Source organism: Streptomyces sp. NBC_00414, from assembly GCF_036038375.1.
Taxonomy (GTDB): domain Bacteria; phylum Actinomycetota; class Actinomycetes; order Streptomycetales; family Streptomycetaceae; genus Streptomyces.
The window spans coordinates 2,872,387-2,896,179 of sequence record NZ_CP107935.1 but is presented as its reverse complement, the minus strand read 5'-3'; the positions used below and the strand labels follow the sequence as shown (position 1 = coordinate 2,896,179).

Sequence of the window (23,793 nt, the reverse complement as noted above, 5' to 3'; positions counted from 1 at the left end):
GATCCGGAGACGGGCCCGCCGCCGCACGCATCCCGACCTTCGGCGGTCCGCACCTCACTGCGGCCATCACGTGACGCATCTCCCGGGCGATGTGGTCCCACTGCCCTGACCGGGCTGGTCAACCTTCGTCCTGGACCGCCCGCCAGCCCGGCGAAATCCAATCGCCGGCTCTTTCCTCCCCTCCATGTCTCCAAGGAGTCGCCCATGCCTGCCCGTTTGCTGTCCATCCCTGCCGTGGCTGCCGCCCTGGACGTCGACCGCCGCACCGTCTACCGCTTCATCGCCGCCGGGGACCTTCCCGTCGTCGACCTGCGCACCGGGACGCAACGCTCCCGCGTCCGTGTCCCCGCCGCAGGGCTGGATGAGTTCATCGCCAGCAGGCTGGTCGCTTCCCCGCGCGCCCGCCGGTGATCTCTCACCGTCGCTCCAGCCCTCACCGTCCCTGCGTGAAGGAGCAGTACCACGTACCTGCGTAAATTGAAGTCCGGCAGGTGGCAGGCGACCGTACGCAATCGGACCGGCGACCGGTTCAGCGAGTCCTTCCCCCTCAAAGCCCAGGCCCGCGCTTGGGGCATCGAGTTGGAGACCCAGTTCGCCCGCGGAGCCATACGCGACCCGCGGGCCGGCGAAATCTCGTTCCGAGAGTGGCACGACCGATGGTGGAACGCCCGCATCGTCGAACCACACACCCTGCGCGGCGACGCATCGAGCATCAAGAACCACGTCATGCCCCACTGGGCGGACTGGGAGATGAGGGCCATCACCCGCATGGACGTCCAGACTTGGATCCGCTCCCTGGTCAACAAGGGCGCGGGCCCTGCTGCGATCAAGCGGGCTTACAACCTGACGTCGTCGATCATGCGTGCGGCGGTCGACGACGATGTGATCGCGGTGAGCCCGTGCCGCAGCATCGACCTGCCGCCCATCGCGGTCAAACCGCCGCAGTGGTTCACGCCCGACCAGGCGCAGAGCATCCTCGACGGACTCACCCCCGCCTGGCGGACGATGTGCCTGCTCGGCTTCTACACCGGACTGCGCTGGGGAGAACTCTCCGGTCTGCACCGCCACCGCATCGACGTGCGCCGCTCGCGCCTGTTCGTGGTGGAGGTCAACACCAAAAGCGGCATCAAGGAATACCCCAAAAGTTCCAAGAGCCGCCGGGAGGTACCGCTCCCGCCCCATGTCCTGGAAGTGTTCGAACGCCACATCCACCGGCTCGACCGCGACGCGGTGGTGTTTACCACCATCACCAAGGGCCGCTCCGGGCGCCTGCTCGCCGACAGCAACTGGCGCCGGCAGACCTGGTGGCCCGCCGTCGAGGCCGCCTTCTACTTCGGCGACGACGGCGAGTTACAGCTCGTCCCGCACTACCCACCGCACTCCATGCGCCACACCTGCGCCTCGTGGCTCGTCCAGAAGGGAGTCTCGCTCTACGAGGTCCAACACCTCCTCGGACACGAGAGCTTCCAGACCACCCAGCGCTACGCCCACCTGCAGCCGGACGCCCACAAGGCCGTCCTCGGAGCCTGGAAACGTATGGAAAACCCGCTCACTATCATCACATGAACGTTCCTTCGCACCTGTCCGCGCCGGACAGGTGCGAAGGCGTCTTCCAGCAGGTGACGTCTGAACGGGCGAGGTGGGACTGTAAGACGTTCGGCTCTGGCCCGTAGTCGGGATGCTGTTGGTGATCTTCACCCGGTGGAGTGAAGTCCATGACCTGGTTGGCGTGTGGATCGGTGCGGTGTGCTGCGCTGGTCTGGGCGGGGTGGTTCGAGCGGTCGGAGGGGTGGCCGCGATGTCGATGGGTTCAGGTTCGGGGCGGACGATTCCGCCGTTGACGGTTCGGATGGCGCGGGCGAGCAATCCACGGGGCACAGTGGCCATGTGGGTGCGTGACCGGTTGGACGAGCTGTTCGCCGATGAGCACTTCGCCGACTGGTATCCGGTTGACGGGCGGCGGGGGTTGTCGCTGGCTCGGCTGGCGATGGTGTCGGTGTTGCAGTACGCGGAGAACCTCACGGACCGGCAGGCCGCCGAGGCGGTCCGCTGCCGGATGGACTGGAAGTACTGTCTGGTGCGCCACGATGCGCCGCTATTCCGGGCGGGGGCGAAAGGGCCCCGCCGCTGGCCTGTCGCAGCAGGCCGGTGAAGCTGAGGGCAGTCTGATCGCGGAGACGCGCGGGAGGACGGTAAGCAGCCCTGACGACGACGGGACGTACTGGTACTGCCAGACGGTACGGGCCGGGCAAGCGAGTTGAGAAGCCGTACGAGAGGAACCAGTGTCTGAAGCCTCGTAACACTTCCACCGGCTCGAATCTGGCGGATCTGGGCCGGGTCTTGTGGAGCGCCCGTTGCGTTGAGAGGCACACGGCGGGTGCGGGAAGCGGTCCGGAGAAACGGCCCGGCCGAAAGGCCGGGACCGCGCTCCGGGCCGACTTCACGGCCTTGAGCTGGACGATCCGGGCTTCGACCATTCCGTGCTCAGCGAGTTCCGGGACCGTATGGCCCAGGATGACCGGGCGGATCGGCTGCTGGCCGTGATGGTCGACCACCTGGCGGATCGGCTGCTGGCCGTGATGGTCGACCACCTGGCGGCTGCGGGCCTGGTCAAGCGGCGTGGTGCGGTGCGTACGGACTCCACTCAAGAACTCGCTGCCATTCGGAAGCTGAGACGGGCGGAGTTGGTCACCGAGACTCTGCGTGCCGCTCTGGAGCAGTTGACGCTGGCGGATGAGGTCTGGCTGGCGTCATTGGTTACCGCGGATTGGGCGGACCGGTACGGACGTCCGGCCATCTACCATCGGCTGCCCAAGGGCAAGGCGGCGCTGGAGGAGTACGTGCTGCAGGTCGGCGCGGACGGAATGCGGCTTCTGTCGGCTGTTTTCAGCGATGAAGTCCCGCCGCGGCTGAGGGCGTTGGCGCAGGTGGAAATTCTGCGGCGCGTGTGGGTGCAGCAGTACTCGTTCGACAGCGCAGGGCGGCAGCGGTGGCGGGGACCGAAGTCCACCAAGGACCGGTTGAGCAGGCGCGATATGCCGCGCAGAGCCGCTTCGCGTCCCGAGGCCGCGGGAAGGCCGGAGGGAGAAGGCCAGTGTCCCGTGGGTGAGCATGGAGATCATCTCTCCCTATGACGGCGAGGCTCACTACAGCCAGCAGCTGACCGCGTCGGGAAAGAAGGAGTGGATCGGCTATCGCGATCACCAGAGCGAAACCTGTGGTGATGGTCCGCACGTGATTGTGCAGGTCACCACCAGGCCGGCGCCCGAGCAGGACATCGACGCCCTCGAACAGATCCACCGGGACCTGGTCCGGCAGGGATTCACGGACCCGGAGCACTTCGTCGACGCCGGATACATCACTCCTGAATCCATCGACCGGGCCGCCGGCACCCACGGGGTGGTACTGACCGGCCCGGTTCGGGCCGACCCCAAGGCTCGTGAGCATCCCGGCTTCACCAAGGCCGACTTCACACCCGACTGGGACGCCCGCACCCTCACCTGCCCCCGGGGAGTGACCAGCCATCCCTGGAAGGCGACTCGGGGTGACGGGCATGAACGGCTGTCCGTGCTGTTCCCCAAGCCAGCCTGCCGGGTCTGCGAAGCCCGGCAGGAATGCACGGGCACCACCGACGACCGCGCCCGGCACATCATCTTGCTGCCCCAGCCCCTGCAGGAGATCCAGACACGGGTCCGACGCGAACAGGACACCCTCCAGTGGCGGCAGCACTATGCGATCCGGGCCGGCTGCGAAGCCACCGTCTCCGAAACCATCCACGCCCACGGACTACGGCACTGCCGCTACCGAGGCATGGCCAAGACGCACGTCCAGCACGTCCTGACCGCCGCCGGGACGAACATCATCCGCCTGAGCGGACACTTCCCGCCAGGCACCTCACCACCACGCCAGCCGATTCAAGCGACTCTGCCGAACCCTGACTAACTGAAGATCACCAACAGCATCCTTCGTGTGGTGTTGGCCTGGCGCCCTATAGCGAGGTCTTGGCGAAGGCGTCTGACCTGCCTTGGTGCTGAGCCGGATGCCGCCCAAGCATCGTAGTTCCAGCTAGCTCCACACGTGTGAGTGGGCGTGCTGATAGCAGCGGGTGAGGGTCAGCAGCGTGGAGCGCTGGCTACCTGATGGCAGGGCGTGGGTGAGGGGCGGTCCGCTGTCGGGAAGTGACCAGGTGGCTGCTGTTGATCGGTCGTCATCGGGTTGGCCGGCTGTCGCAGAGGCGGCTACCCACAACGTCACACCGCTGGGACCTGCACACTCTCGTGGTCACCAGCACTTTGCACCAGCCGTGGCTCACGCACGGAGCGGTTCATACCGCTTCACGTAGATCATTCCGTTGAAAACCGTCAGTGGGTATTTGAGGAGAAAAGCTCATCACGCCGCCCTTTGTTGCTAGCTTGTCCTGCACCTCGGCTTCGAGGGCGAGAAGTGCCGAAAGAACGGGGTACGGCATGGGCAACGGAAAAGCATTAATGGCCGCCGGAATTGTTCTGTTCGTGGTCATGGCCTTCCTGTTGAGCCAAGGGACCACCAGCACGGCCCTGTTCCTCACCTACGGGGTGCTGGCCATGGTGGGCGCAGGGGGCGCCGCCATGGGCAAGAAGATCAGCGACCGGGAAGGCGGCCGGTAGGTCCGCCCCCGCCGTGGTCGGGACGGCGCTCTCCGGACCTCCGTCAAGGGCCGGGCTGTTCCAGCACGGCGGGATCTCACCTTCCTACGACCGGACTCATCGGCTTCACGGCAGCTGGCAGAAGGAAGCGCACCATGGACTTGATCTCCGCGACGGTCGGAATGCTGGTCGTATGGGCGGCAGGAAAGGCCCGTCGCGTCGGAGTGGAGTTCAACGGACTCGCCGATCAGGCTTTGGATGTGGCCGCGGAACGCGTCCGCGGGCTCATCGCGACCAAGCTGGGCGGTGACCCGGCGATCCGGCGGCTGCTAACCGAATCCCAGGAGCAGGGAGAAGCGTCTCCCTCGGCGCGCGCGGACGCGGAGAACGCGGTCAAGGCCGCGGTCGACCGTGACCACCAACTCGCGGCAGCGCTTCGGGAGGCGCTGGAGGGCGAGGGTGACGACGACCGGTCGAGGGGGCCGAGCTACCGAACGGGCTCCGGCGGATCCATCGTGACGGGGAACAACAACAAGGTCATCACCAAGGTCATCACCAACGTCATCAACGCGGCCGAACGCAACAAGGTGCGGACGACCATCGGGGGCATCGTCGTACTGGGACTCATCGCCGGCCTTTCCATCTGGGCAGGCGGGGACGACTCCTCGGGTGACACGACCGACTCGCCGCCCCTGGCGGGCTCTTGGACACCGAGCGACGACACTGGGATCAAGACGTTCGGCGAAGACGGACAGTGCACAGGGTTCTACTACAACAACGGAAGGCCACTCGACATCGGCGGTCCGATGCGATGCAGCCTGTCCACACGGCCGAACGAAGCCGGGCAGTACACACTCACGGTGGTCCAGAGTCCCAACGAGGCCGCGTACACAGTCCGGTTCGATGGCGACGACCACGCACTCGTCTATTCCTCGGCCGGACGGAAGTTGTATGAGTTGAACCGCTCCTGACCTGGCGTCGCCTCGGCCTGCGGCAGGATCCCCGGAACTCCCCGATCCTGCTGTCGTGTGGTGTGGTGCTGGGATCTTGCCATAGCGGAGCACGGTGTTCGCGCTGTTCCAGTTCTCGACGACCCGAAGCCTGCCGTGGTGTGGATGTTCACGTATTTCGGCTCTGGCGAGGATCTTGTGAAGTCTGCCGATCGAGCACGCTGAGCAGGATCATTGTTGTCCGGTACTGCGCAGTGCCACCGCGATGTGGCTGTAGCTGGGTATGGACGCTCCGTTGGCCTTCTCGTAACGGACTGCCTGTGCGAGCCCGAGCTTCTCCCCAGTGGACAGGGTCCGGTTCCCTGGGTGAGTGGGTGTGCCGGTAGCAGCGGGTGAGGGTCAGCAGCGTGGAGCGCTGGCTACCTGATGGCAGGGCGTGGGTGAGGGGCGGTCCGCTGTCGGGAAGTGACCAGGTGGCTGCTGTTGATCGGTCGTCATCGGGTTGGCCGGCTGTCGCAGAGGCGGCTACCCACACCCTCAAGCGGATGCCAGCCGGGGAGATCGCCGTCATGGTCATTACCGTGATCTGCGTGGTCGCCACCGACAACCTCGCCATCGGCTCCATCACCGCAATGGTCATCTTCGCCAAACGCGTCGCCCACCTCGCCAACGTCACCGCGGTCACCGATCCCGACGGCAGCACGGTGGTGTACGCCGTGACCGGCGAACTGTTCTTCGCCTCCTCCAACGACCTCGTCGGCCAGTTCAACTACGCCGCCGACCCCGACAAGGTCGTCATCGACCTGTCCGCAGCCCACATCTGGGACGCCTCGCAAGTTGGGCAGCGAGAAGGAGTAACGGCCCAGCACGTTGATGTGGTGCCGCACGAACGGCGACAGACGGGCCACGTCCGCATATTCGTACGTCGAAGCCGTCGGCGCGCAGCTGCGTGACGGCGGAGTCCATGTAGCGGGTGCTGAACAGCACCAGGGCGTTGAGGACGAGTCCCAGGGCGCCGATCTGGTCCTCCATGCCGTCCTGGTAGCGCTGGTAGAGCTGCCCGGCCCGGCCGTGGAAGGATCTTCCGGGCAAGCGCGTGGCGGCCCTCCTGGAGGTTGGCCTGCACCTTGATCTGGCGGCGGTACCCCGGGGTGGCCCGACGTTACGTCGGGGGAGACACCCTATGGAGTGAGGGTCCAACGCCATGACGGGTGTTGGACCCTCGGAGACTACGCATCCGCGGTGAGGAAGCGGGTGCGCGCTGCCTTGTCAACGACGTTGGCGCCTTGTGGGCACGCATACCGGGCTTGTTCTATGCGTGGCCGTGGTGGCGTGTGCGCATTCTGGCGGCCGCGGCGGCGAGGTGGCTCTGCAGAGGTGTCGGCAGCGGCTTGCCCTGGACGCTGGTGAGGAGGGCTTCGGCGACGTCGTACAGCTGGGTGGCGGAGTGCCGGGAGATGTCCATCAAGATTTCCAGTGCGTCGTCCGCGGAGCAGGAGCAGAGGTCTGTCAGGGCTCCGCGGGCCCTGTCGATGACCGGCCGTTTCGCGAGCGCGTCCCGCAGTTGGGTGCGCGTCTCATGGGGTGGTGTCCGGGCCGGGCGGGCACCGGGCTGGCCTGTGTCATCGGGCTGGCGTGAGCTGGGGGTTGTGGTGCGTGGCGCGGTATCTGGAGTCTGTTCTGCGGTGGGGCCAGGCCGGGGGCCGGGGCGTGGAGCGGGGCGTATTCATCGAACGTCCCCGGCCGTTCACCGGATACGTGCTGCTCTTTCCGCCGATGCTCGGGCTGGCGGTCGCGTATCCGGTGGCGTAGGGGGAAGCGGGCTGTGCGTTCCGTCGGCGCAGAACGCAGAGCCCGTTGCCGGTATACCGGCGGGGCGTGCGGATCAGGAGGGCTTGGTGGTTGCTTGTCCTGACCAGGCGTCATCGGGGCTGGCGTAGCGGGGGAAGACGGCGGCCAGGCTGCTGAAGGCGAGGAGGCGGCCGATGGCGGGCTGGTCGTAGACCAGGCGCAGGCCGCGGCCGGCCTGCGCGCAGCGTTTTTGGGCGGTGCACAGTTCGTGCAGCGGGGTGCAGTCCATGAAGGTCACCGCGGTGAGGTCGACGATGAGCCAGGCGTCCAGGGTGGTGCGGCAGGTTCCCCGCAGGAGCTGTGCGAAGGCATCGCGACTGGCGAGGTCGAGTTCTCCGCGGGGACGCACCACGCGGCACTCTTCGCGGCGGATGGGCCAGGGGGCGGTGATGGGGGACAGCTCCTTGTGCGGTGCGCCACGGGCGTGGCGGCCGGCCTTTTGGATGGGCTCTGGTGGCGTGGCGGCGGCCGCCGCCACGGATGCGGCGGCCGCGTGCCCGGCCCGGCGCCGGTTCCCCCGAGCAGCGCCGGTGGGCACTCCCTCCGAGTGGCCGTGGCGTAGACGGCCCGGCACTTCGATGCTCCGAGGGACGCGCCGGGCCTGCACCGCATCCGCGGGCGGAATACGGGGCCCGGTGTCTGCACGCCACAGGCTCGCTCTGCTGCGGGCGAAAGGGCCTCTGGCTCTCAACGCCCTCGCGTACGCGATCCGAGTCCTCGGCTACACGGGCCGGGCCAGCCTGCAACCGCCCGCCTGGCTGTGTTTCGCCGAACTGTCCTGACCACCCCCAGGCTTCCGACAGCCCCCGACCGGTCACCGTGACCGGTCGGGGGCTGTCGGGGACTCGGGGGTGGAACCATTGCCGCACGCGCACAGCCCGGAGGAGGAGGCATGCCGCACTTCAACGTCGTCACCTATCCCGCTGGCGAGTACGAGGACGCCCCCTCATTGGCCGACTGGTTCGACCCCGGCTTCGCCACCGGATACGAGAGGACCCCGCCAACGTCTGCCCCACCGCGCTCGGCCAGTACGGGCACCAGGCCCTGTGCCGCGCCCGCGACGGCCGCTGGCTCTTCAACGCCTGGACCGAACAGGAAAACTCGGACACCTACGGATTCGTCGACGATGCGACCGCGAAAGCCTGGCTGCTCAACAACGGACATCATGACGCAGCCGAACGCTGGTTCAGCGGACAATAGCCAGCCTGAGCCGGCACCAACCTCCCGAGGCAGCTATGGCGCGCGCCCGGCAGCGGGTTACGGGCGCGGGCCGACTGCCACTCGGTGAGGGACGGCGCGATCCGGGGCCGGCCCCAATCCACGTGGGTGGCGGAGACGTGCGATAAATGCATCGCTGACGAGTCGGAAATCTATGCTGGCGAGAGTAGACATTGGTTGATGGTGTGGGTATGGTTTTTCTCGTAGCCCAGAGAGACAGCAGGGCCTGGCAGAGACGAACTGCCGGTCAAGAAGTATGTAGTTGCAGTGTGCAGTGCGGTGCGGCGGTGGAGCTTTGAAGCCAGAGCAGTTGCAGGACGGCGACAGGGCTGACGGCCGGACCGGGTGGCCCGCAGTGATCAGGGGCCACCGCTAGCAGGATCGCCGCACAGGACATGCGGTGGCAGTACCCGCAGGTGAAGTACGCGGTATCCAGCAGCGAAGTAGCAGAGCAGTACCTCGGTGAAGGCGCCGGCTGCGGGCGCGCGTTCCGGGAGGTTCGGCAGTGGGGTTCTAAGCCCAGAGCAGACGCAGGGCGGGCGACGGGGCTGGCTGCCGGAGAGCGGTGCTGACAAAAGGCCGCCAAGCAGTTCGCATCATCAGCAGGTAAGAGCAGGTCGCAGTCCCCCCTTTGGAAAGTGCAGTTCAGATCAAGAGGGATGAACGGAGGAGCCAAAGCGCCATCAGGATCGCCCGGGCGGACATCTTGAACCCGGGTACCGCAGGACATCGATAGTGAGGTGGTCTCCGGTCAAGCAACCGCGATCCCGGCAGTTCCGACCGCATTCGGGTCGGGTCTGCGGACACAGAAGGCCGGTGCGATATCAGGGCCGGCAGATGGTGTAGCAGTTCCTTCGGGGCCCTGGTGCCGTACGGCACCAGGGCCCCTCCACGCGTTCCACAGCTTCCACAGACGAGGTGCACGTGACAGCAGACGATTCCTTCGGCCGTCTCGATGACGACGACTACCCCGCCTACACCATGGGCCGGGCCGCCGACATGCTCGGCACCACCCCCGCCTTCCTGCGCGCCATCGGAGATGCCCGGTTGATCACCCCGCTGCGTTCCGAGGGCGGTCACCGCCGCTACTCCCGCTACCAGCTGCGCATCGCCGCCCGCGCCCGGGAACTCGTCGATCACGGCACCCCGGTCGAGGCGGCCTGCCGCATCATCATCCTTGAGGACCAGCTCGAAGAAGCCCAGCGCATCAACGCCGCATACCGCCGTACCGCCGGAGCGATGACTTCCGCAGCCGCCGTCTGAACCACTGGCTTCGACATCGCCATCGGCGTCCTGTGCCCGGGGCGGGCGTGCGGTTTGCTCTGTGCCGTCACGGCCCCGTGGCGACGTCCCTGGTCCGTACCCTGCACTTGAGGGTGGCGGGGCCTTGCAGCTTGATGTCACATGGCCTGGCGGCCGGCCGCATCGCCACCGGGGTCGTCGGCGAGCACGATGGCCGCGGTGATCCGCTTGCCCACCGGATCCCGCTGGATACAGAAGGTCTGGCACACCGCCATCACGATCTCCAGGCCGTGCTGGCCGATCCGCTGAGGGTCCGCGGGCAGCACCGTCGGCAGCGTGGTGCCGCTGTCCCACACGCTCACCTGCACGGCTCCGTCCTTGGCCTCCAGTGTCAGCAGACACGGACCGGGCGCATATTTGCGGGCGTTGGTCACCAGCTCGCTCACGACCAGCTGCACCGTGCCCATCGCGCGGGCCGACACCGGCAGCCCGTGCACGGATTGCAAGGATGTGAGGAAAGCGCGGGCCATGTCGCGGGCCTCACCGATCTCTGCGCTGCCCTCGAACGCGGCGGAGGCAGCTACCGGAGCATCCATGACCGGTCCTGAGTCCTGATGGCGGGCGGCAGGCTCCATGGGGCGGCCTCACTTCCGAAGCGCGAATGGTTACCGGCCTCTCGTTCCCCCGAAACGCCCGCCCACGCCGCCTCGTGCAACCCCGTGTCCTTAACGGGCGTTATGCCGGGTCAAGCAAGCTGCCGAAAGAACTTCTGAGGGCGCCCGCATGAGTTGCGTACCGCGGTCGGCGTGTTCCGGCGCTCGGCTGCGTGAGCGGCTTCTCGGGCGACACCCGTTACCGTGCTGGGCTGGACCGTCGCAGGGGTCATTGGCGGAGGGCTTGTTCGAGGCTGGGGTGGCAGTCGATGAACTGGTCCACGCCGACGATGTGCAGGACGCGCTGGACGGCTTCCTGGGCGCCGGCGATGCGCAGCCATCCCTGAGCGGCGCTTGCTTTCTGGTGGGTGGTGATGAGGGTGTTGATGCCGCTGGAGTCCATGAAGGTCACCCCGCTGAGGTCGGCCACGATCCGCAAGGGCGCCGCACCGTCGCGGGGGAGAAGGGCGTTACTGAACTGGTCCTTGACGGTGTGATCGATCTCGCCGTGCAGCCTGACCACCAGGACGCCGTTAAGGGTGGTGTGGTCGGCCGACAACTGGCCGGGCCGGGCTGGTTCCTGGATGTCTGTCAACGTGTTCCGTTTCCTCGGCTGCGCTCGCTGATACAGAGGGGCTTGGTTCGATCAGCGCCGAAAGCCTGCCCCGGCGTTACGGCGAACAGCAGTTCGGTACTTTAGCCGTGATGCCCGGGGGACATGCGGGGGAGGGCGCGGGGTACGCGCAAAGAGGCAAGCGGGGAAACAAGACGATGGACGAGGCGCAATCTGCCCTCGGCGGTGAGGACAGGCTGGTGCCGCAGAACCCTCTGGTCCAGGACACCGTCGCACTGGACAGTGGCGGGAGCGCCATCGCCACGGCGCGTCACCACGCAGCCGGTTTCCTCACCCGTGCCCGGGACGAGCACGGGCTGCCGGTGTCCGCGCGGGCGATGGACCTCACCCAGCTGGTGGTCAGCGAGCTCGTCACCAACGCACACAAATACGCGCCCGGCCCGGTGTCGCTGGATCTGCGCGTCACCGGGCAGGTGGTGGAGGTGTCGGTGCGGGACAGCGATCCGGTCCTGCCGGTCGCCCACGCCGCCGATGCGGGCCGGATCGGACTGCATGGCCTGGAGATCGTCATGGCGGTCGCCCAGGCCTTCGAAGCCCGGCCAGAACCGGAAGGCAAACGCATCACCGTCCGGATCGCCCTGCTGGACGATCCCGGCGGACACGTCAGCGAACGCCGCACCCCATAGCAGCCGGTGGTGCGGACCGCGAGGACGGTTCAGAGAGTATTGCCCCGGAGATGCTCAGAGACTGATTCGGAGAGCCGGGAGAGCCGTTCGAGCGGAGGGTTGCTGCGGCGGTTCAGGGACGCCAGGACGCGGAAGACTTCCCGGCCCATGGGATGGATGCGGACCATCTGCGGCGCCGTGTTGAACGCCGTCGACAGGTTCTGAAGCGCGCCGTCACGGTCGCCGATGTCGAGTTGGGCGCGCGTAGTTGATGCGGGTGGGGGTGACGCGGGCCGGGGGCATGGCCCTCAACCAGTGGAGGTTGACGACATGGCCCACGCCAACGCCGTTCCTCGAACGAAGGTACTACCGGTGACACACCCCGGTGGGCGGCCAGTGGCCTGCTGCTGGAGATGACCGGGCAGGCAGGAGCGGTCGAGGCTTTCGGCGGTGTGCCGGCCGCGTACGGGGCACCGCGGCATCAGGGGGTCGGCAGACCCGGTGAAGCGGATCCTGCTCACGCACGAGCAGGTGCGCGCGCAGGCTTCCGGCGACCGAGGGGAAGCCGAGCGACCCGCGCTGCCCGGCCTTCGCCAGGCACGGCGAGGCGCTGCCGAGTGGCCGCGAACGCACGGCGGCCTGTCGCGGGTTGACCGGTGTGGGTGATGACAGTCGGCGGGTCCGGCGGGACGCTCGGCAGACAGCCAAGTAGGGGCCCGGTCCGAAAATCACATGCGCCGAAACGGCGACCGGTACGTTGGTCACCAACAGCCCGGAGTCCATCGCGCACGGCCTGGACTCCCACGACCGCCTCATGGCGGCGGCACTCGGCCCGGCCGGGTCCGTGGCACGGATCATCGCGCAAGCAAGGGAGATGTGGTGCAAGAGCTGAAGCAGCAGGGCTGGTTCAAGTCCAGCCACTCGAACAACAACTGCGTCGAGGTGACGCAGCTCAGCCCCGGCGTCATCGGGGTGCGGAACAGCGACCAGCCCGGAAACGAGCTCCACCTGACGCCGGCGGCCTTCGCGTGGCTGGTGGCTTTCGCACGCGAAAGCGTGACGCACCTGTAGGAGCCGCGCGCCCCCAGCCGCATCGAGGGGCACGCGGAACTTGCTGCTGGCCCGCTTCGGCCGCTGGAGCCCCTACCGACCTTGATCTGGTCGTTCAAGCGTGGCCGGGCTCGCGCCGCCCTCCGTGACAGGGTTGCTGACGTGGGTTGGCCCGGTGCCGCCTGGCTTCCTGACCGTGGACTGGCAGCCGAGCCCGCCGGGAAGACCCTTCAGGGGCCCCGGGGGTCTGGAGGGCGGAGGACCGGTCGGCGCGTCCGGGCCGTCCCGGCGGGCCCGCGTCGGGGTGGTGTTGAGCGCGTCGCACGACCAGCAGTGCCACTCGCCGGGCAGCTCGTGGCGCGTCGTGGTCCGGAAGTCTTTCGGGCGGCCCTGGACGACGTTGGTCTCCCAGCACCGTCGGCAGTCGAGCCGCGGTTCCGACGGCCTCCACTTCCCGCAGTGCCATGTCAACCTTCAGATGATCCCCATGACGCTGTGCCAGCCCTTGTCAGGGAAGCGCCGCAGCATGTAGCCGACCAAGGCGACCTTGGGGCCCGAGACTTCAGATGAGGAAAGCCTGGTGGGGTGAGGGTCCAACGCCATGACGGGAGTTGGACCCTCGGAGACTACGCATCCCTGTGCACTGCGTGGTCGGGTCTGTGGTCCGGGGGCTGGCGGCAGCAGCGGCGAACCCCCGGGACTCAAGCACCGGGGGTTCGCGTACGCATTCCACGGGGGACGGGAAATACGTTTCGCCGACTTCAACGACGCTTCCTGCACCCTAATCACGGCCTGCCGGCCCGGCAGTCTGCCGAGGGGTCCAGTGGTGGCCGCGGGGGGTTTCTTCCCAGTGCCAGCCGTGGGCGGCCATGCCTTCCCGTGTCCATTCGATCATCAGGCGGGAGCCTTCTTCGGCCCGGCTGAGGTCGTGGCCGCCACCCGAGGTGAAGAAGCCGATCACGGCCGCGGCCGCGGGTTTGTCCGTGTCGCAGACCTTGCACAGTTCACGGGCGCGCCGGCTGTCACCCGGCGGTGCAACGCTCCGGTGTCGGTGAGTGCCAGGCAATCAGCCATTGAGACACCACACCTGGCTGCGCACTCGGTCTGCGCATCCCTGGGACCGGCATGGTCGGGTCTGTGGTGCGGGGGGCTGGTGGCTGCCGCGAGCCCTCGGGGCTTGATCGCCGGTGGCTCGCGTACGCATTTCACCGGAGCCAACGTCGTCCGACTCAGCGGATGTTTTCCACTAGGAACCGCACTACCCAGGTCCGCGCGGCCCCTCACCCCGGTTCAGCGGCTCTGCCTGAACAGCACCGCAAAACTTGGAAGTTTACCAACCTCACGAAAGATCACCAACAGCATCTAGTCGGTGGTGATGCCGAGTAGCCGCCCTTGACCATGATCTTGTGGTGGATATCAACTCCCTCATAGGGAGGGTGTTTTCGGGGCTTTCGCCTCTGGTCGTCGAGGACAGCGGTGACGCGGTGATGGTCTTGGCCCAGACCCGGGACGTGGCGGTGCCGTGTCCGGTGTACGGGACGCCGACGGCGAAGGTGCACGGTTATCACCGCCGAACAGTGAGGGACATGCTGGTCGACGGCCACCAGGTCGTCGACCAGCTGCACGTACGGCGGCTGGCCTGTCCGGCCCTGGGCTGCTGGCGTCAGACCTACCGCGAGCAGATTCCCGGAGTGCTGGAGCGCCATCAGTGCCGCACGGTGCGTCTTGTCGGGCAGATATCCGTTAGGGGCCCTACCGGTCCTTGGCCAGAGCGGCGAGTTCCGCGAACAAGCCTCCACCGTTGACCAGGTCTTCGTACGTACCCTGTTCGATGACTCGGCCCTTGTCCATGACAAGAATGCGGTCAGCGAGCCTGGTGTTTTCGAGCTGGTGGGTGACGACAATCGTCATACGCTGGGCGGCGATTCGCCTGATTTCCAGGAAGATGCCGTGTTCGCCGCGGGCGTCCATCTGCGAGGTCGGTTCATCCAAGATCAACAGTGGCGTCTGACGGTACAACGCCCGCCCGCACACGAGTCGCTGCCACTGTCCGCCGGACAGTTCGGCGCCGCCCCACAGTTCCTTGGCGAGAAGGGTGTCTAGCTGCTGGGGCAGCTTCTCGATCGCCTCTCGCATTCCGACGGCGTCGACGACGTCCCACACCGGTCCGTCGTCGTACGTGTGTGGTTGACCGAGGGTGATGTTCTCGCGGGTGCGCAGGGGCCAGCAGGCGAAGTTCTGAGGAACCAGCGCGGTGCGTTTCCATACCGCGTCGGGGTCGGCATGGGCAAGGTTGATCCCGTCCCACAGGACGCGGCCCTTGTCGGAGAGGAGGATGCCGGTGATGAGCTTGGCCAGGGTGGACTTGCCGGAGCCGTTCTCGCCGACGATGGCCAGGATCTCACCGCGGCGGAGCGTGAGCGAGACGCCTGCGACGGCCGGGTCGTCCTTGCCGGGGTAGCGGTAGACGACTTCGTCGAGGCAGATCTCTTCCACGCGTGGCGGGATCTTCAAGTCCCCTCGCTTCGGCGCCCGCTTGCTGGCCATGTCGAGGAAGGACCGCATGTCGGCCAGGTACAGCGAGGTGTGGAACATCGCGGCGCCGTGGATGACGAACTGGGACAGCGCGGCCAGTGTGGTCTGCACGGCGACGACCGCGGTGGCCGCGATGGGCAGCGCGACGCTGCCGGTGGTGGCCAGCCAGGCGAGGGTGGCCCAGGTGCCCACGAGGAAGAGCCCGCCCAGGGCACTGGTGGCCAGGACGATGCGGAGCATCCGCGGGGCCGCGGTCAAGGTCCGCTGATCGACTCGGTCGGACAGGGCGCGGTACCAGTAGATGAGGTAGCCGGTCATGCCGTTGGCGCGGACCTCGTCGCCGTAGCGGGAGTAGGTGGCCCACCAGCGCATCATCGAACGCACGTTGCGGTCGCCGACGTTGAGGTAGTGGGTCTCGTAGTCGACGCGTGCGGAGAGCACGGCTCCGACGCCGGCCGGGAGAACGGCCAGGAGGAGCAAGGGCAGCATGAGCGGGTGCAGGGCGGTGATGACCCCGCTCGCGGCGACCATACGGATCAGGGCGGACATGAACCGCTGGGCGTCTTGCAGCATCGTCCGGGTGCGGGTGACGCCTACTTCGGCGGCTTCTTGCTGGTCGGCGAAGCCGTCCTCGCCGTATGCGGATGCCTCCACGCGGCATACGGCGGCGACGAGGGTAATGTCCGCCTCGGTCATCAGCAGAGGTGTGATCCGGGCGTCGGCGTAGGAAGACACGGCGCTGCTGATGCGGCCGATGCCTGCGGCCGTTGCGACGACGACCAGGGCGGGCATGGCGGCGTGCAGACGTTCGGACACGGCGCCGGTGCCGAGGAGATGAGTCATCGCCTGAGCGGTGAACGCGAGGACGACAGCCGCCGCGGCACCGGTGAGCAACTGGCAGGCGAGGAGGAGCACGACGCCGGTCCTGTCGACGGCCCAGGCCATCCGTGCCGTGCGTCCGAGCACGGACGGAAGGCGCCGGCACATGGCTCCGAAACTGGCGTCTGCCAGCGGGTTCCTCCCGTGCACGCCTTCGAAGGCGATGGTGGCCGGCGGCGGAGGGGGTGGCGTCTCCTCGTTTGAAGTCGAGGCGTCAGTCGCAGTCACCTGCATCCTTCCTTGGGGGTGTGGCCGCACCTGAATGGCTCGGCGGTGCCCGGCATAACGACATGCCACGGGATTCGAACGCGCTCGATTTCGGACGCGCGTGAGCCCTTGAATCACAAGGGGATGCGCGCGGGATCGCCGCGCTGGCACGGCTCGGAGCGGTGCAGATCTGGCCGAATCGCCGAAGCCTGTGGCGCATGAGGTTTCCACGTGCTGATCGGCTCGCAGTGATGGACGAGCGTCGACCCAATCAAGATCATTCTTGCCCAATTGGGCAAGAATGATCTTGGCGGGCAAGGCTTTCCCGGATCGTGTGGTCGCTCGTACGCACGGCATGGTCCAGTTGGCCACGTAGCTCCTCGGTGAGCGTTCCAGCTCCGAGGGCGCAGGCGGTGAGAAGAGTCCGGCAGTCCTGCGCCTCTCGATCGGTAGCGAGGGCGGCACACAGGGGGTGCGCCAGGATGTCTCGGACGGCATAGCCGTCGGACGCCTTGATCGCTCTGCGGTGCAACTCCTCGACCACGAGGCGCGCTTCGGATCTCTCGGGCGAGGCAATCACGTCCAGGACGGCGAGCCCGAGCCGCGTGTAGAACACGGTCAGAGCTTCCCCTTCTTGGTGTCCGAGGTAGGTGGCCACCAGGTTCTGCAGCGTGCGCTCCCAGGGCAGTCCTGCTGCCCGGTGGCACATGGCGGTCAGGCAGTTGGCGACCGCTTCCTCCCAAGGTTCCCCGGGCTTCGTGTCGTCCAGGAGGTTGTTGGCGTCGCCGGTGTTTCCGGTGGAGAGCGCGGCGAGGACGGCGACCTGGCGGCCGTCGAGCATGCGCTGCCCGACGCCGTGGTGTGCCTCGACGTGGGCGAGTGCTTCCGTCCAGCGGCCGGCGGCGGTCAGTGCGTGGGTGCCATCGGCGAGGAGGACTCGCCACAGCCAGGCGCGGACCTCTTGGCGGTCGCTCGCTGTTGAGGTGAGGTCGGGTGGCACGACAATGTCCTCGAACACGGCGATGGAGACGCTGGTGCTGACTGCGTCGAACAACTGGAGGAGCCTGTGGCGGCCGTCGGCATAATGCCCAGCACGGATGTCGAGACGGGCAAGGTTGACCACGGGTTCGAGGGCACGGATCGCGGCCCGGCCGGACAAGGGGGCGGCGTCTAGGTAGGCGGCAGCATGCTGACGGCACAGCGCGCGGGCGACGTCCGGCATGCCGGTGTCGGAGGCGATCAGCGCGGCCTGGTTGCAGACCGTGGAGGCGATGCTCGCGTCGCCCGTCTTCGCCACCCGTGCGGCGAGTTCGGCGAGCCCACGAACACGCTGGGGCAGGGGGAGACTGGCCGGGCGGGGGCGGGCGATGAGCGGGAAGCGCCGGGCCAGCACATCAGGGATTGTCCACACGGTTCGCGGCGCTCCCTTCTGTGGTGGGATCCGGGCCGAAGACGACGGTTTTCGCGGCGTCGGCGAGAACGGCCTGAGTGGCGTAGGGGAGGCCTATGCGGTTCCAGGCGAACAGCACGTGGTGCGCGAGGACGTCGCGCAGGCCGCGGTGAAGCAGCCCCAACTCCATGAGGTGGGCCAGATCCCGCCCGGCAACGGCATAGGCGCGGGCCCAGTCCATCAGGTGTGCCAGCGGCCCGTCGGCGCGCATCAGTTCGTCCCCGTTCACGGAGATCAACCGATGCACGGCAGCTTGTCGTCGCTCGCGACTCTCTGATGTGACATCTGGGGGCAGCCCCCGGTGGGCACCGACGCGGGCCCATACGTCGCCCTGTTCGTACCAGTCCAGCCCGGCGGAGCGCATCAGGAGACTGCACAGCATCACGGATGTCTCGCGCCGGTGCGCGCCGCCCTCCCCCTGGAGGTGTTCGAGCAGGGTACGGCTGTCGTGGTGGAAGAGACGGTGCGCGCTTGCCATGGCTTTGGCGCCGCCGAAGGCGTTCTCCTCGGGTTCGTAGACGATCTCTGTCCACGCCGTGGTGACCCCCTCGCCCACCAGCGCGTCGAAGCCCTGGCTGATGCGCTCTGCTCCTCCGGCGCCGGGCAGGTAGCGCACACGCCAGCAGGGCCTCTTGCGGATGATGAACCACCGGGCAAGGACACCTTCGTCCTCGGCGGCCCGCAGAATGGGTGCGAGTCGGGACACCGCGAGGGACTCGGCGCTGTCCCAGTCCGTGAACGCGATATTGGCCTGGCACCAGGAGGACAAGGTCATCGGAGTGCCTCCGCGGTGTGGGCAGCGGCCAGAGGCGGTGTCAGCACGCGTTCGAGCCGCACCCGGTAGAAGCGCAGGATCAGGAGCGAGTGGTCGGAGGCTTCCCGGGTGTCGTCGTTGTCGACGACTTCGACGCTGTGCAGCGCGGAGGCGAGGCCGCCTGTCCCATAGGCACGGTCGATGCGCTGGGGACCGCCCTGGTCGAACTTACGCTGTCCGGCGGTGGCGTTGAGTGCCTCAGGTTGACCGAGGTGGTCGGCTGCGAACCGGGCGAGGTCGAGGTAGCCGGCGTCGGTCAGGGCAGCGTCGGGGCGGGTGTCGCTGTGGCGGTGCCCGTCGGCGTCGAGGAAGGTCCGGTGGACCATGTGCGCACGGTCGGTCACCGCGGCCCAGTCGGGCAGGGCGAGGCGTTCGGGATTATGCGGGTAGCTGTTGGTGTCACCGGCGGCGAAGGTGACCCCACCGGCATGCATGGCCGTCCAACATGCTTCCGTCAGACGCTGGTTGGCGTCGAAGCAGCACATATGGAGGGAGAGGAGGTTGAGAGGAACCGGACAGGCGCCCAGCCGCGCGACCACGTGGCAGGGGTGCAGCCACCACGGCTTGGCGCGGGGGCGTGCCTCCACGACGTCGAACATCGTGGGCCGCAGGTAGACGGCGGTCGCGATGTCGGCGTCCGCGTACGGATCGGGCGCGGAGAGGAACCCGCGCAAGCCCAGCCGGTTCTCCGCGGCGTGCAGGCGTTCACTGCCCCGATCACGGCTGAACTTGGCCTCCTGCTGGAGGAAGATGTCCGGCTCGAACTCGGTCAGGACGTCGAGTGCGAGATCCCGGTGTTCGCCATTACGGCCGCCGTCGGCCTCGATGTTCCACACGGCGACGGTCACGAGGTCGGTCACTTCAGACCCTTCGGTGTCGGTACGGATGGGCACGGCATCACGCCAGAGCGAGGAAGGTGTCCCAGTGCGGCGCGGGCGCCCTGCCCGTGCCCACGGTGTGCAGGGCGAGTGCTGCTCCGGCCGTTCCTTCGAGGAGTTCCGGGCCGGGGTCACTCTGGTCGAGCGCGGTGATCAGGCGGTCGGTAAGGCTCGGCAACTCCGCGGCGATCTCGGGGTTGTCCGTCTCGGTGGCCATCCGCCACGCCGCGTGAAGGAGTCCGGCCATGCCGTGGCACAACCCGGTCTCAGGGAGCGCATCCAACTGGAGTGGGTCTCGTAGGGCGGCGAGGATCGCGGTCTCGGCCATCGCGACGCGTGCCGGGTCGCCCAGGGCGAGTCCGGCCAGCTGCTGGGCACGGGCGGTGCCGCCGACGCCGTAGCACCAGGACGGCCGGGGCCGAAGAGCGGAATGAACCTGGTGGGCGGTCACCTGCTGCACCGAGAGGTGCCCCGGCCACCAGGGCGCCCTCTGGTCGCCTTGGCGCCAGTGGTCCGTCCAGGTGCAGATCCTCGCGATCGCGTCGGCGATGCCGGGCACGGCCGGCCCGCCGAGCAGGGCAAGCGACAGGACGGCGAGGGTGGAGCCGATGCCGTGGGCGAGCCCGACGTTGCCGTGCCCGCCGGGGTAGTCGGGGTGAAGGACGCCGCTGGGGGCGACGTCCGTCCACCACGGCGGCAGCCCGGCCGGGCTGGGGAGGGGCTCGGTCAGGCGGACCAGGTAGGTGACGACGTCCGCGGTGATCTCGTGGTGCGGGTGGCGGCTGAGGTGGTAGGCGCCCAGGCCGGACAGACCGCGGATCAAGTCGAACTCCTCCATGAGGGGGTGCTCGGCACGACTGATGCGCTGGTGGGCGGCGGCCAGCCGGGTTCGGGTGAGGGCGAGGGTGGCGGCGTCCAGGCGGTCAAGGACTGGCAGGTAGCGGCTCGATGCGCTGGACGCCCGGTGCATCACGTACGCGAGGGTGGGAGCGCCGAAGTACAGGTTCGCGTTGGCCGCGGCGCTGACCTCGCCCTGCACCGTCGCCTTCAGCCAGACGTGCGCGGTGGCCCAGTCACCGTGCCCGGTCCGGGCGCGCTCGATGTGTAGAAGAGCGATGCCTGAGGCTCCTCCCGCGAGCGACTGTGGCCAGGACCGGCCGCCGTCGGGGCGTCCGCCGGGCCATGCGGTGCCCGGCTCGGCCAGTGCGTTGGCCAGATAGTCGACGCTCGCCAGCGTTGTGGGAGTGGGAGCGGTGGTGATCACGGTGTACTCCTTGCGCGTGCTGTCCAGCTGAGGGCGGCGGCCTTGGCCAGGTGAAGGTGGGTGCGTTCCTCGGGCAGTCCCGGCCCGTGCATCCGTACGTGGTGAAGGTGCAGCAGGTCCGGCAGCAGTTCGTCCGGCTGGAGGGCTGCGTCCGTGAGCGCGCGGCGGTAGTCGGCCAGCGCACCGCGGCGCGCGGACCAGGCTGCGGTGACGTGCTCGCCCAAGCTGCCTGTGGTCGTGTTCACCAGGTCGACGGCTTGGCGGTAGACGGCGCGGGGCGGAGCGGCCGGATCGGTGCGGGTGTGCTTGATCAGCCACTGCATCGCCGCAGCGCTGTCGCCGAGCACGCCCACCGCGATGTCCACCATGCTGGCGGCGGTCACCGCACGAGGGTCGGGGACCTCCGTTCCTACCGCGATGTTGAGCTGCGCCATGGCGGCGGCGGAGTCGGCGGCGAAGTACCGTTCGGCCGCATCGACTGCGGTGGGGCCGCCGAAGCGGGCTGTCTCCGGGTGGTAGGTCTCCACACTGGCGTGAGTGATCAGACCGCGTTGCCGCAGGCCGCGGGTCCAGTGGCCGATCGCTTCGAAGGCAGGGCCAAGGGTGCCGGGCTGGCAGGTCAAGCGGACACGAAGGTGGTCGTCGGGGTCCCGGTAGCGGACGAACCACCACTGGGGAGCGCCAAGTTCGTCCAGCAGGGCGGCGAGGTGCCGGGTCAGGATGGAGGTCTGCCGGTCGCGATGACCGTGGAGGTGAAGGGAGATGCGGCTTCTGCATCCGGGCAGGTGACTGTGCTCCCGGGGGACGGCGCCGCCTGCCACCCGGACGGGGGTGATGTTCTGCTCGGTGCTCAGGGGAATGACGACTTCGTGGGCACGGCCGCCGGTCCAGCCCAGGTCCTTCGGGTGCGGTGCCGGGCACAGCGTCACGGTGCCGTCGCGGTCCAGGTGGACGCGCAACAGGGCCCGGTGAGAGGGCTCCGCCAGGTCCAGGGCCATGTGCTGATCGTCCTCGCTCAGGTACACCCGCTCGGGCAGATGGACTTCGCGCCGCCATCGCGTCAGTGCCTCGTCCCACTGCGGCCATGGCGCCGACGTGGGCGGCAGGACCTCGTGCGTGAGGAGCCAACGGGCCGGGGACAGGATCGTCCGGCCGTAGCGCAGCGCGGGCAGGAACGGCAGGTGGGAGGCGGCGGTCCCCCACCTGAACCCGGCGCAGGGGACGGCCAGCGCGGCGGGTGCCTCCGTCAGGAAGCGGCACAGCGGATGCGAGTGGTGGCCCAGGTCCACAGCGTTGAGCAGCAGCGTGTGGACCGGGCGGGCACAGGACAGCGAGACGAGGTGCAGCCGTTCGGCGTCTGCGGTCACCGCGAGGTCCGTGACGGGGACAAGACGGGTGTCCGAGCCGTGGTAGTCGCCGAGCGATATCACCAAGTCGGTCGCCTGTGGGGCGCGCGCGACGTTCTCCGTGAGCGTCGTTAAGGGAGTTGAGCTGATCTGTGCGCGGAGCGCGTCTCGGTGCACCGCGGGCAGAGCGCCGTACGCCTCGGTCATGCGGCGGCGGTCTTCTTCGTCGAGCAGGTGGAGGAAGCGTCCGGTGGTCGCGCCGGCCGAGCGCGCCACCCCGACCACGTGCAGCGTGAAATCCCCCTGCTGGAGGGCGGCAACGCTCTCGGCGTCGATGCGAACGGTCAGTTCAGTGCTCGGCTGGACGGGATGGACCGGATCGACGGTGGCCAGATCCTCGATCTCCGCATCGTCGAGCTGGATTTCGAGGTGGCGCTGCATACCGGCGGTGTGCGCGAGTTTGACGAGGCGGCCGACCCGGTCGGGCAGTGGGGAAGGCGTCGGCGTAGTGGTGGCGCCCAGGAACCCGGACGGGTAGCCGAGCGAGTCGATCGCGTCCAGGACGGGAACGACCGCCCGCGGACCGTACCGCTCCAGAAAGCGGCGATGCCACTGGGCCCAGCCAGTCAGGGACGCTTGTGGCGCGAGGCGGATGAGCGCCTTCGCTGCCGCTGCCGCCTCCTGTATGACGGCCGTAGGTACGGTCAGGTCCCAGTCCACCCGCAGGTCGAGCGCGGTCCTGGGAACGGACTGGATCTCTGCTGCGTCAGTGGGCGGGAGGTGAGGTGCGTGGTCGAGGAGGGCGGTGAGTGGGTCGGTGACGGTCATCGCCGGGCGGAGGCTGGTGAGCAGGACGCGTTGCCTGACCAGGTCTGCGATGAGGCTGTCGATCACGGACGGCGGCGCGCTCGGGAAGCTGGTGGTCAATTTCGTGGCGAGGTCACTCCACAGAACCGGTGTCCGTGCCCCGTCCAGAGCCTCGCGGACCGGCGCGGTCATGCGGATCTGCATGTGGTCGGGGCGTCGACCGGGGGTTCCGCTCGGGCGGTGCTCGATCACCCCGCACCCGTCGCGTTCGACGAGGAGGCTGGAGGCGAGCAGCATCAGGTGGGGCCGCAACGCCGGGTGCTGCTCAAAGCGGTCGATGAGGGCCGTACTCTGCGCCGCGTCTGCTCTGGCGGCGGCGCGGTGACCGGTGCCGACACGGAGCGCGGGCACCGTGCCTATTCGTACGGCCGCCACGCCGGCGAACAGGCCGAACGGGGTCGCCCGGCTGCGAGCACGCAGCAGGTAGCGCATCATCGCGACCACCGTGCGCCGCACGGCAGCGGCAGGTACCGGCTGGCCGGCGTAGACCTGATCCACACAGCTCGCGAGGTCGGGGCTGGCAGCCCTGACGGCTGCCGCGAAGTCGCTGTCGTGCCAAACGTGTTGGAGCCACGCCCGCCAGGACGCTGGGCCCGCGCACGCGCCAGTGAGATCAGGCCAGACGATCTGGCGCTCGGGATGCCATGCAGACGCCCGGACCAGGGCCGCATCAAGGTGGCGATACATACGCCCCTCCTGGGACTGCGCTGTGCCCGGCCGCGCCC

At 68.2% G+C, this 23,793-nt stretch carries 26 protein-coding genes and 2 pseudogenes; 15 read left to right on the top strand and 13 right to left on the bottom strand.

The features are described from left to right. Window positions 1-204 precede the first annotated feature (204 nt). The 5 genes from OHS59_RS12380 to OHS59_RS12360 all read left to right on the top strand — a co-directional run bounded on the left by OHS59_RS12380 (window position 205) and on the right by OHS59_RS12360 (window position 3,942). Entirely contained in the window at window positions 205-411 is a 207-nt protein-coding gene (locus OHS59_RS12380; RefSeq protein WP_328493461.1) for a helix-turn-helix domain-containing protein, read from the top strand. 66 nt (window positions 412-477) lie between these two features. Beyond that, a complete protein-coding gene (locus OHS59_RS12375; RefSeq protein ID WP_328493460.1) occupies window positions 478-1,566 on the top strand; it encodes a tyrosine-type recombinase/integrase in 1,089 nt (362 codons plus the stop codon). Window positions 1,567-1,678: 112 nt separating this feature from the next. Beyond that, complete coding sequence (locus tag OHS59_RS44555; RefSeq protein ID WP_443061428.1) at window positions 1,679-2,152, top strand: transposase; 474 nt, start codon at window positions 1,679-1,681, stop codon at window positions 2,150-2,152. Between the two features lie 328 nt (window positions 2,153-2,480). Then, entirely contained in the window at window positions 2,481-3,134 is a 654-nt protein-coding gene (locus OHS59_RS12365; RefSeq protein WP_328493459.1) for a hypothetical protein, read from the top strand. Further along, the gene (locus OHS59_RS12360; protein WP_328499177.1) at window positions 3,112-3,942 is read left to right on the top strand and encodes a transposase; all 831 of its coding nucleotides are present in this window, start codon (window positions 3,112-3,114) and stop codon (window positions 3,940-3,942) included. The genes OHS59_RS12365 and OHS59_RS12360 overlap by 23 nt, the downstream gene beginning before the upstream one ends. A 382-nt stretch (window positions 3,943-4,324) precedes the next feature. Here OHS59_RS12360 and OHS59_RS12355 read toward each other — a convergent pair whose 3' ends face one another. Further along, the gene (locus OHS59_RS12355) at window positions 4,325-4,519 is read right to left on the bottom strand and encodes a hypothetical protein (RefSeq protein ID WP_328493458.1); all 195 of its coding nucleotides are present in this window, start codon (window positions 4,517-4,519) and stop codon (window positions 4,325-4,327) included. Between OHS59_RS12355 and OHS59_RS12350 the strand changes: the two genes are divergently transcribed. From OHS59_RS12350 to OHS59_RS12340, 3 genes and pseudogenes are all read left to right on the top strand, one after another. Further along, on the top strand, window positions 4,518-4,646 hold the full coding sequence (locus tag OHS59_RS12350) for a hypothetical protein (protein WP_328493457.1): 129 nt from the start codon (window positions 4,518-4,520) through the stop codon (window positions 4,644-4,646). The two genes, OHS59_RS12355 and OHS59_RS12350, sit on opposite strands and share 2 nt — an antisense overlap. Before the next feature lie 134 nt (window positions 4,647-4,780). Then, the gene (locus tag OHS59_RS12345) at window positions 4,781-5,596 is read left to right on the top strand and encodes a hypothetical protein (RefSeq protein ID WP_328493456.1); all 816 of its coding nucleotides are present in this window, start codon (window positions 4,781-4,783) and stop codon (window positions 5,594-5,596) included. 503 nt (window positions 5,597-6,099) lie between these two features. Further along, a pseudogene (locus tag OHS59_RS12340) lies at window positions 6,100-6,444 on the top strand (STAS domain-containing protein); the annotation flags it as partial. Here OHS59_RS12340 and OHS59_RS12335 read toward each other — a convergent pair. Together OHS59_RS12335 and OHS59_RS12330 are read right to left on the bottom strand one after the other, a co-directional pair. Continuing rightward, a pseudogene (locus OHS59_RS12335) lies at window positions 6,403-6,725 on the bottom strand (Tn3 family transposase); the annotation flags it as partial. The pseudogenes OHS59_RS12340 and OHS59_RS12335 sit on opposite strands and share 42 nt — an antisense overlap. A gap of 162 nt (window positions 6,726-6,887) precedes the next feature. After that, a complete protein-coding gene (locus tag OHS59_RS12330) occupies window positions 6,888-7,139 on the bottom strand; it encodes an ANTAR domain-containing protein (RefSeq protein ID WP_328499176.1) in 252 nt (83 codons plus the stop codon). A 71-nt stretch (window positions 7,140-7,210) separates the two neighbouring features. Between OHS59_RS12330 and OHS59_RS12325 the strand changes: the two genes are divergently transcribed. Beyond that, window positions 7,211-7,387, top strand: a complete 177-nt coding sequence (locus tag OHS59_RS12325; protein ID WP_328493455.1) for a hypothetical protein — start codon at window positions 7,211-7,213, stop codon at window positions 7,385-7,387. Between the two features lie 73 nt (window positions 7,388-7,460). Here OHS59_RS12325 and OHS59_RS12320 read toward each other — a convergent pair whose 3' ends face one another. Continuing rightward, window positions 7,461-7,904 (bottom strand): STAS domain-containing protein, encoded by a 444-nt coding sequence (locus OHS59_RS12320; protein ID WP_328499175.1) that lies wholly within the window; start codon window positions 7,902-7,904, stop codon window positions 7,461-7,463. Between the two features lie 157 nt (window positions 7,905-8,061). On the opposite strand from OHS59_RS12320, the gene OHS59_RS12315 reads away from it, so the two are divergent. Continuing rightward, the gene (locus OHS59_RS12315) at window positions 8,062-8,208 is read left to right on the top strand and encodes a hypothetical protein (RefSeq protein WP_328493454.1); all 147 of its coding nucleotides are present in this window, start codon (window positions 8,062-8,064) and stop codon (window positions 8,206-8,208) included. 1,360 nt (window positions 8,209-9,568) lie between these two features. Continuing rightward, a complete protein-coding gene (locus tag OHS59_RS12310; protein ID WP_328493453.1) occupies window positions 9,569-9,907 on the top strand; it encodes a MerR family transcriptional regulator in 339 nt (112 codons plus the stop codon). 137 nt (window positions 9,908-10,044) lie between these two features. Here OHS59_RS12310 and OHS59_RS12305 read toward each other — a convergent pair whose 3' ends face one another. Together OHS59_RS12305 and OHS59_RS12300 are read right to left on the bottom strand one after the other, a co-directional pair. Then, entirely contained in the window at window positions 10,045-10,482 is a 438-nt protein-coding gene (locus tag OHS59_RS12305) for an ATP-binding protein (RefSeq protein ID WP_328493452.1), read from the bottom strand. Window positions 10,483-10,768: 286 nt separating this feature from the next. Beyond that, window positions 10,769-11,134: an STAS domain-containing protein gene (locus tag OHS59_RS12300; RefSeq protein ID WP_328493451.1), complete on the bottom strand. Its 366-nt coding sequence runs from the start codon at window positions 11,132-11,134 to the stop codon at window positions 10,769-10,771. A gap of 176 nt (window positions 11,135-11,310) precedes the next feature. On the opposite strand from OHS59_RS12300, the gene OHS59_RS12295 reads away from it, so the two are divergent. From OHS59_RS12295 to OHS59_RS12285, 3 genes are all read left to right on the top strand, one after another. Then, window positions 11,311-11,799, top strand: coding sequence for an ATP-binding protein (locus tag OHS59_RS12295; RefSeq protein WP_328493450.1), 489 nt, complete (start codon window positions 11,311-11,313; stop codon window positions 11,797-11,799). A gap of 736 nt (window positions 11,800-12,535) precedes the next feature. Next, window positions 12,536-12,670, top strand: a complete 135-nt coding sequence (locus tag OHS59_RS12290; protein WP_328493449.1) for a hypothetical protein — start codon at window positions 12,536-12,538, stop codon at window positions 12,668-12,670. Continuing rightward, window positions 12,658-12,849, top strand: coding sequence for a DUF397 domain-containing protein (locus OHS59_RS12285; RefSeq protein WP_328493448.1), 192 nt, complete (start codon window positions 12,658-12,660; stop codon window positions 12,847-12,849). Before OHS59_RS12290 ends, OHS59_RS12285 begins: the two co-directional genes overlap by 13 nt. A gap of 760 nt (window positions 12,850-13,609) precedes the next feature. On the opposite strand, the gene OHS59_RS44550 is transcribed toward OHS59_RS12285, so the two are convergent. Further along, on the bottom strand, window positions 13,610-13,894 hold the full coding sequence (locus tag OHS59_RS44550) for a DUF6300 family protein (RefSeq protein ID WP_443061427.1): 285 nt from the start codon (window positions 13,892-13,894) through the stop codon (window positions 13,610-13,612). Window positions 13,895-14,315: 421 nt separating this feature from the next. Between OHS59_RS44550 and OHS59_RS44545 the strand changes: the two genes are divergently transcribed. Continuing rightward, complete coding sequence (locus OHS59_RS44545) at window positions 14,316-14,633, top strand: transposase family protein (protein ID WP_443061626.1); 318 nt, start codon at window positions 14,316-14,318, stop codon at window positions 14,631-14,633. Here the strand turns inward: OHS59_RS44545 and OHS59_RS12280 are convergent. The 6 genes from OHS59_RS12280 to OHS59_RS12255 form a co-directional block, all read right to left on the bottom strand. Then, window positions 14,581-16,476 (bottom strand): ABC transporter ATP-binding protein, encoded by a 1,896-nt coding sequence (locus tag OHS59_RS12280; protein ID WP_328493447.1) that lies wholly within the window; start codon window positions 16,474-16,476, stop codon window positions 14,581-14,583. The genes OHS59_RS44545 and OHS59_RS12280 overlap by 53 nt on opposite strands. Before the next feature lie 250 nt (window positions 16,477-16,726). Next, window positions 16,727-17,860 carry a hypothetical protein gene (locus tag OHS59_RS12275; protein WP_328493446.1) on the bottom strand — a complete coding sequence of 378 codons (1,134 nt, stop codon included), beginning with the start codon at window positions 17,858-17,860 and terminating at the stop codon, window positions 16,727-16,729. Continuing rightward, window positions 17,844-18,674, bottom strand: coding sequence for a thiopeptide-type bacteriocin biosynthesis protein (locus tag OHS59_RS12270; RefSeq protein WP_328493445.1), 831 nt, complete (start codon window positions 18,672-18,674; stop codon window positions 17,844-17,846). The genes OHS59_RS12275 and OHS59_RS12270 overlap by 17 nt, the downstream gene beginning before the upstream one ends. After that, on the bottom strand, window positions 18,671-19,573 hold the full coding sequence (locus tag OHS59_RS12265; RefSeq protein WP_328493444.1) for an endonuclease/exonuclease/phosphatase family protein: 903 nt from the start codon (window positions 19,571-19,573) through the stop codon (window positions 18,671-18,673). Before OHS59_RS12265 ends, OHS59_RS12270 begins: the two co-directional genes overlap by 4 nt. Window positions 19,574-19,610: 37 nt before the next feature. Then, window positions 19,611-20,855, bottom strand: coding sequence for a lanthionine synthetase C family protein (locus OHS59_RS12260; RefSeq protein WP_328493443.1), 1,245 nt, complete (start codon window positions 20,853-20,855; stop codon window positions 19,611-19,613). Continuing rightward, a complete protein-coding gene (locus OHS59_RS12255) occupies window positions 20,852-23,755 on the bottom strand; it encodes a lantibiotic dehydratase (protein WP_328493442.1) in 2,904 nt (967 codons plus the stop codon). Before OHS59_RS12255 ends, OHS59_RS12260 begins: the two co-directional genes overlap by 4 nt. Window positions 23,756-23,793 lie beyond the last annotated feature (38 nt).

Excerpts from the sequence above, each read along its gene's own strand:
- OHS59_RS12380 (WP_328493461.1), top strand. The coding sequence starts at position 205 with ATGCCTGCCCGTTTGCTGTCCATCCCTGCCGTGGCTGCCGCCCTGGAC.
- OHS59_RS44555 (WP_443061428.1), top strand. The coding sequence starts at position 1,679 with ATGCTGTTGGTGATCTTCACCCGGTGGAGTGAAGTCCATGACCTGGTT.
- OHS59_RS12360 (WP_328499177.1), top strand. The coding sequence starts at position 3,112 with ATGGAGATCATCTCTCCCTATGACGGCGAGGCTCACTACAGCCAGCAG.
- OHS59_RS12350 (WP_328493457.1), top strand. The coding sequence starts at position 4,518 with ATGGCCTTCCTGTTGAGCCAAGGGACCACCAGCACGGCCCTGTTCCTC.
- OHS59_RS12355 (WP_328493458.1), bottom strand. The coding sequence starts at position 4,519 with ATGACCACGAACAGAACAATTCCGGCGGCCATTAATGCTTTTCCGTTG.
- OHS59_RS12345 (WP_328493456.1), top strand. The coding sequence starts at position 4,781 with ATGGACTTGATCTCCGCGACGGTCGGAATGCTGGTCGTATGGGCGGCA.
- OHS59_RS12305 (WP_328493452.1), bottom strand. The coding sequence starts at position 10,482 with ATGGATGCTCCGGTAGCTGCCTCCGCCGCGTTCGAGGGCAGCGCAGAG.
- OHS59_RS12295 (WP_328493450.1), top strand. The coding sequence starts at position 11,311 with ATGGACGAGGCGCAATCTGCCCTCGGCGGTGAGGACAGGCTGGTGCCG.
- OHS59_RS44545 (WP_443061626.1), top strand. The coding sequence starts at position 14,316 with ATGGTCTTGGCCCAGACCCGGGACGTGGCGGTGCCGTGTCCGGTGTAC.
- OHS59_RS12280 (WP_328493447.1), bottom strand. The coding sequence starts at position 16,476 with ATGCAGGTGACTGCGACTGACGCCTCGACTTCAAACGAGGAGACGCCA.
- OHS59_RS12270 (WP_328493445.1), bottom strand. The coding sequence starts at position 18,674 with ATGACCTTGTCCTCCTGGTGCCAGGCCAATATCGCGTTCACGGACTGG.
- OHS59_RS12255 (WP_328493442.1), bottom strand. The coding sequence starts at position 23,755 with ATGTATCGCCACCTTGATGCGGCCCTGGTCCGGGCGTCTGCATGGCAT.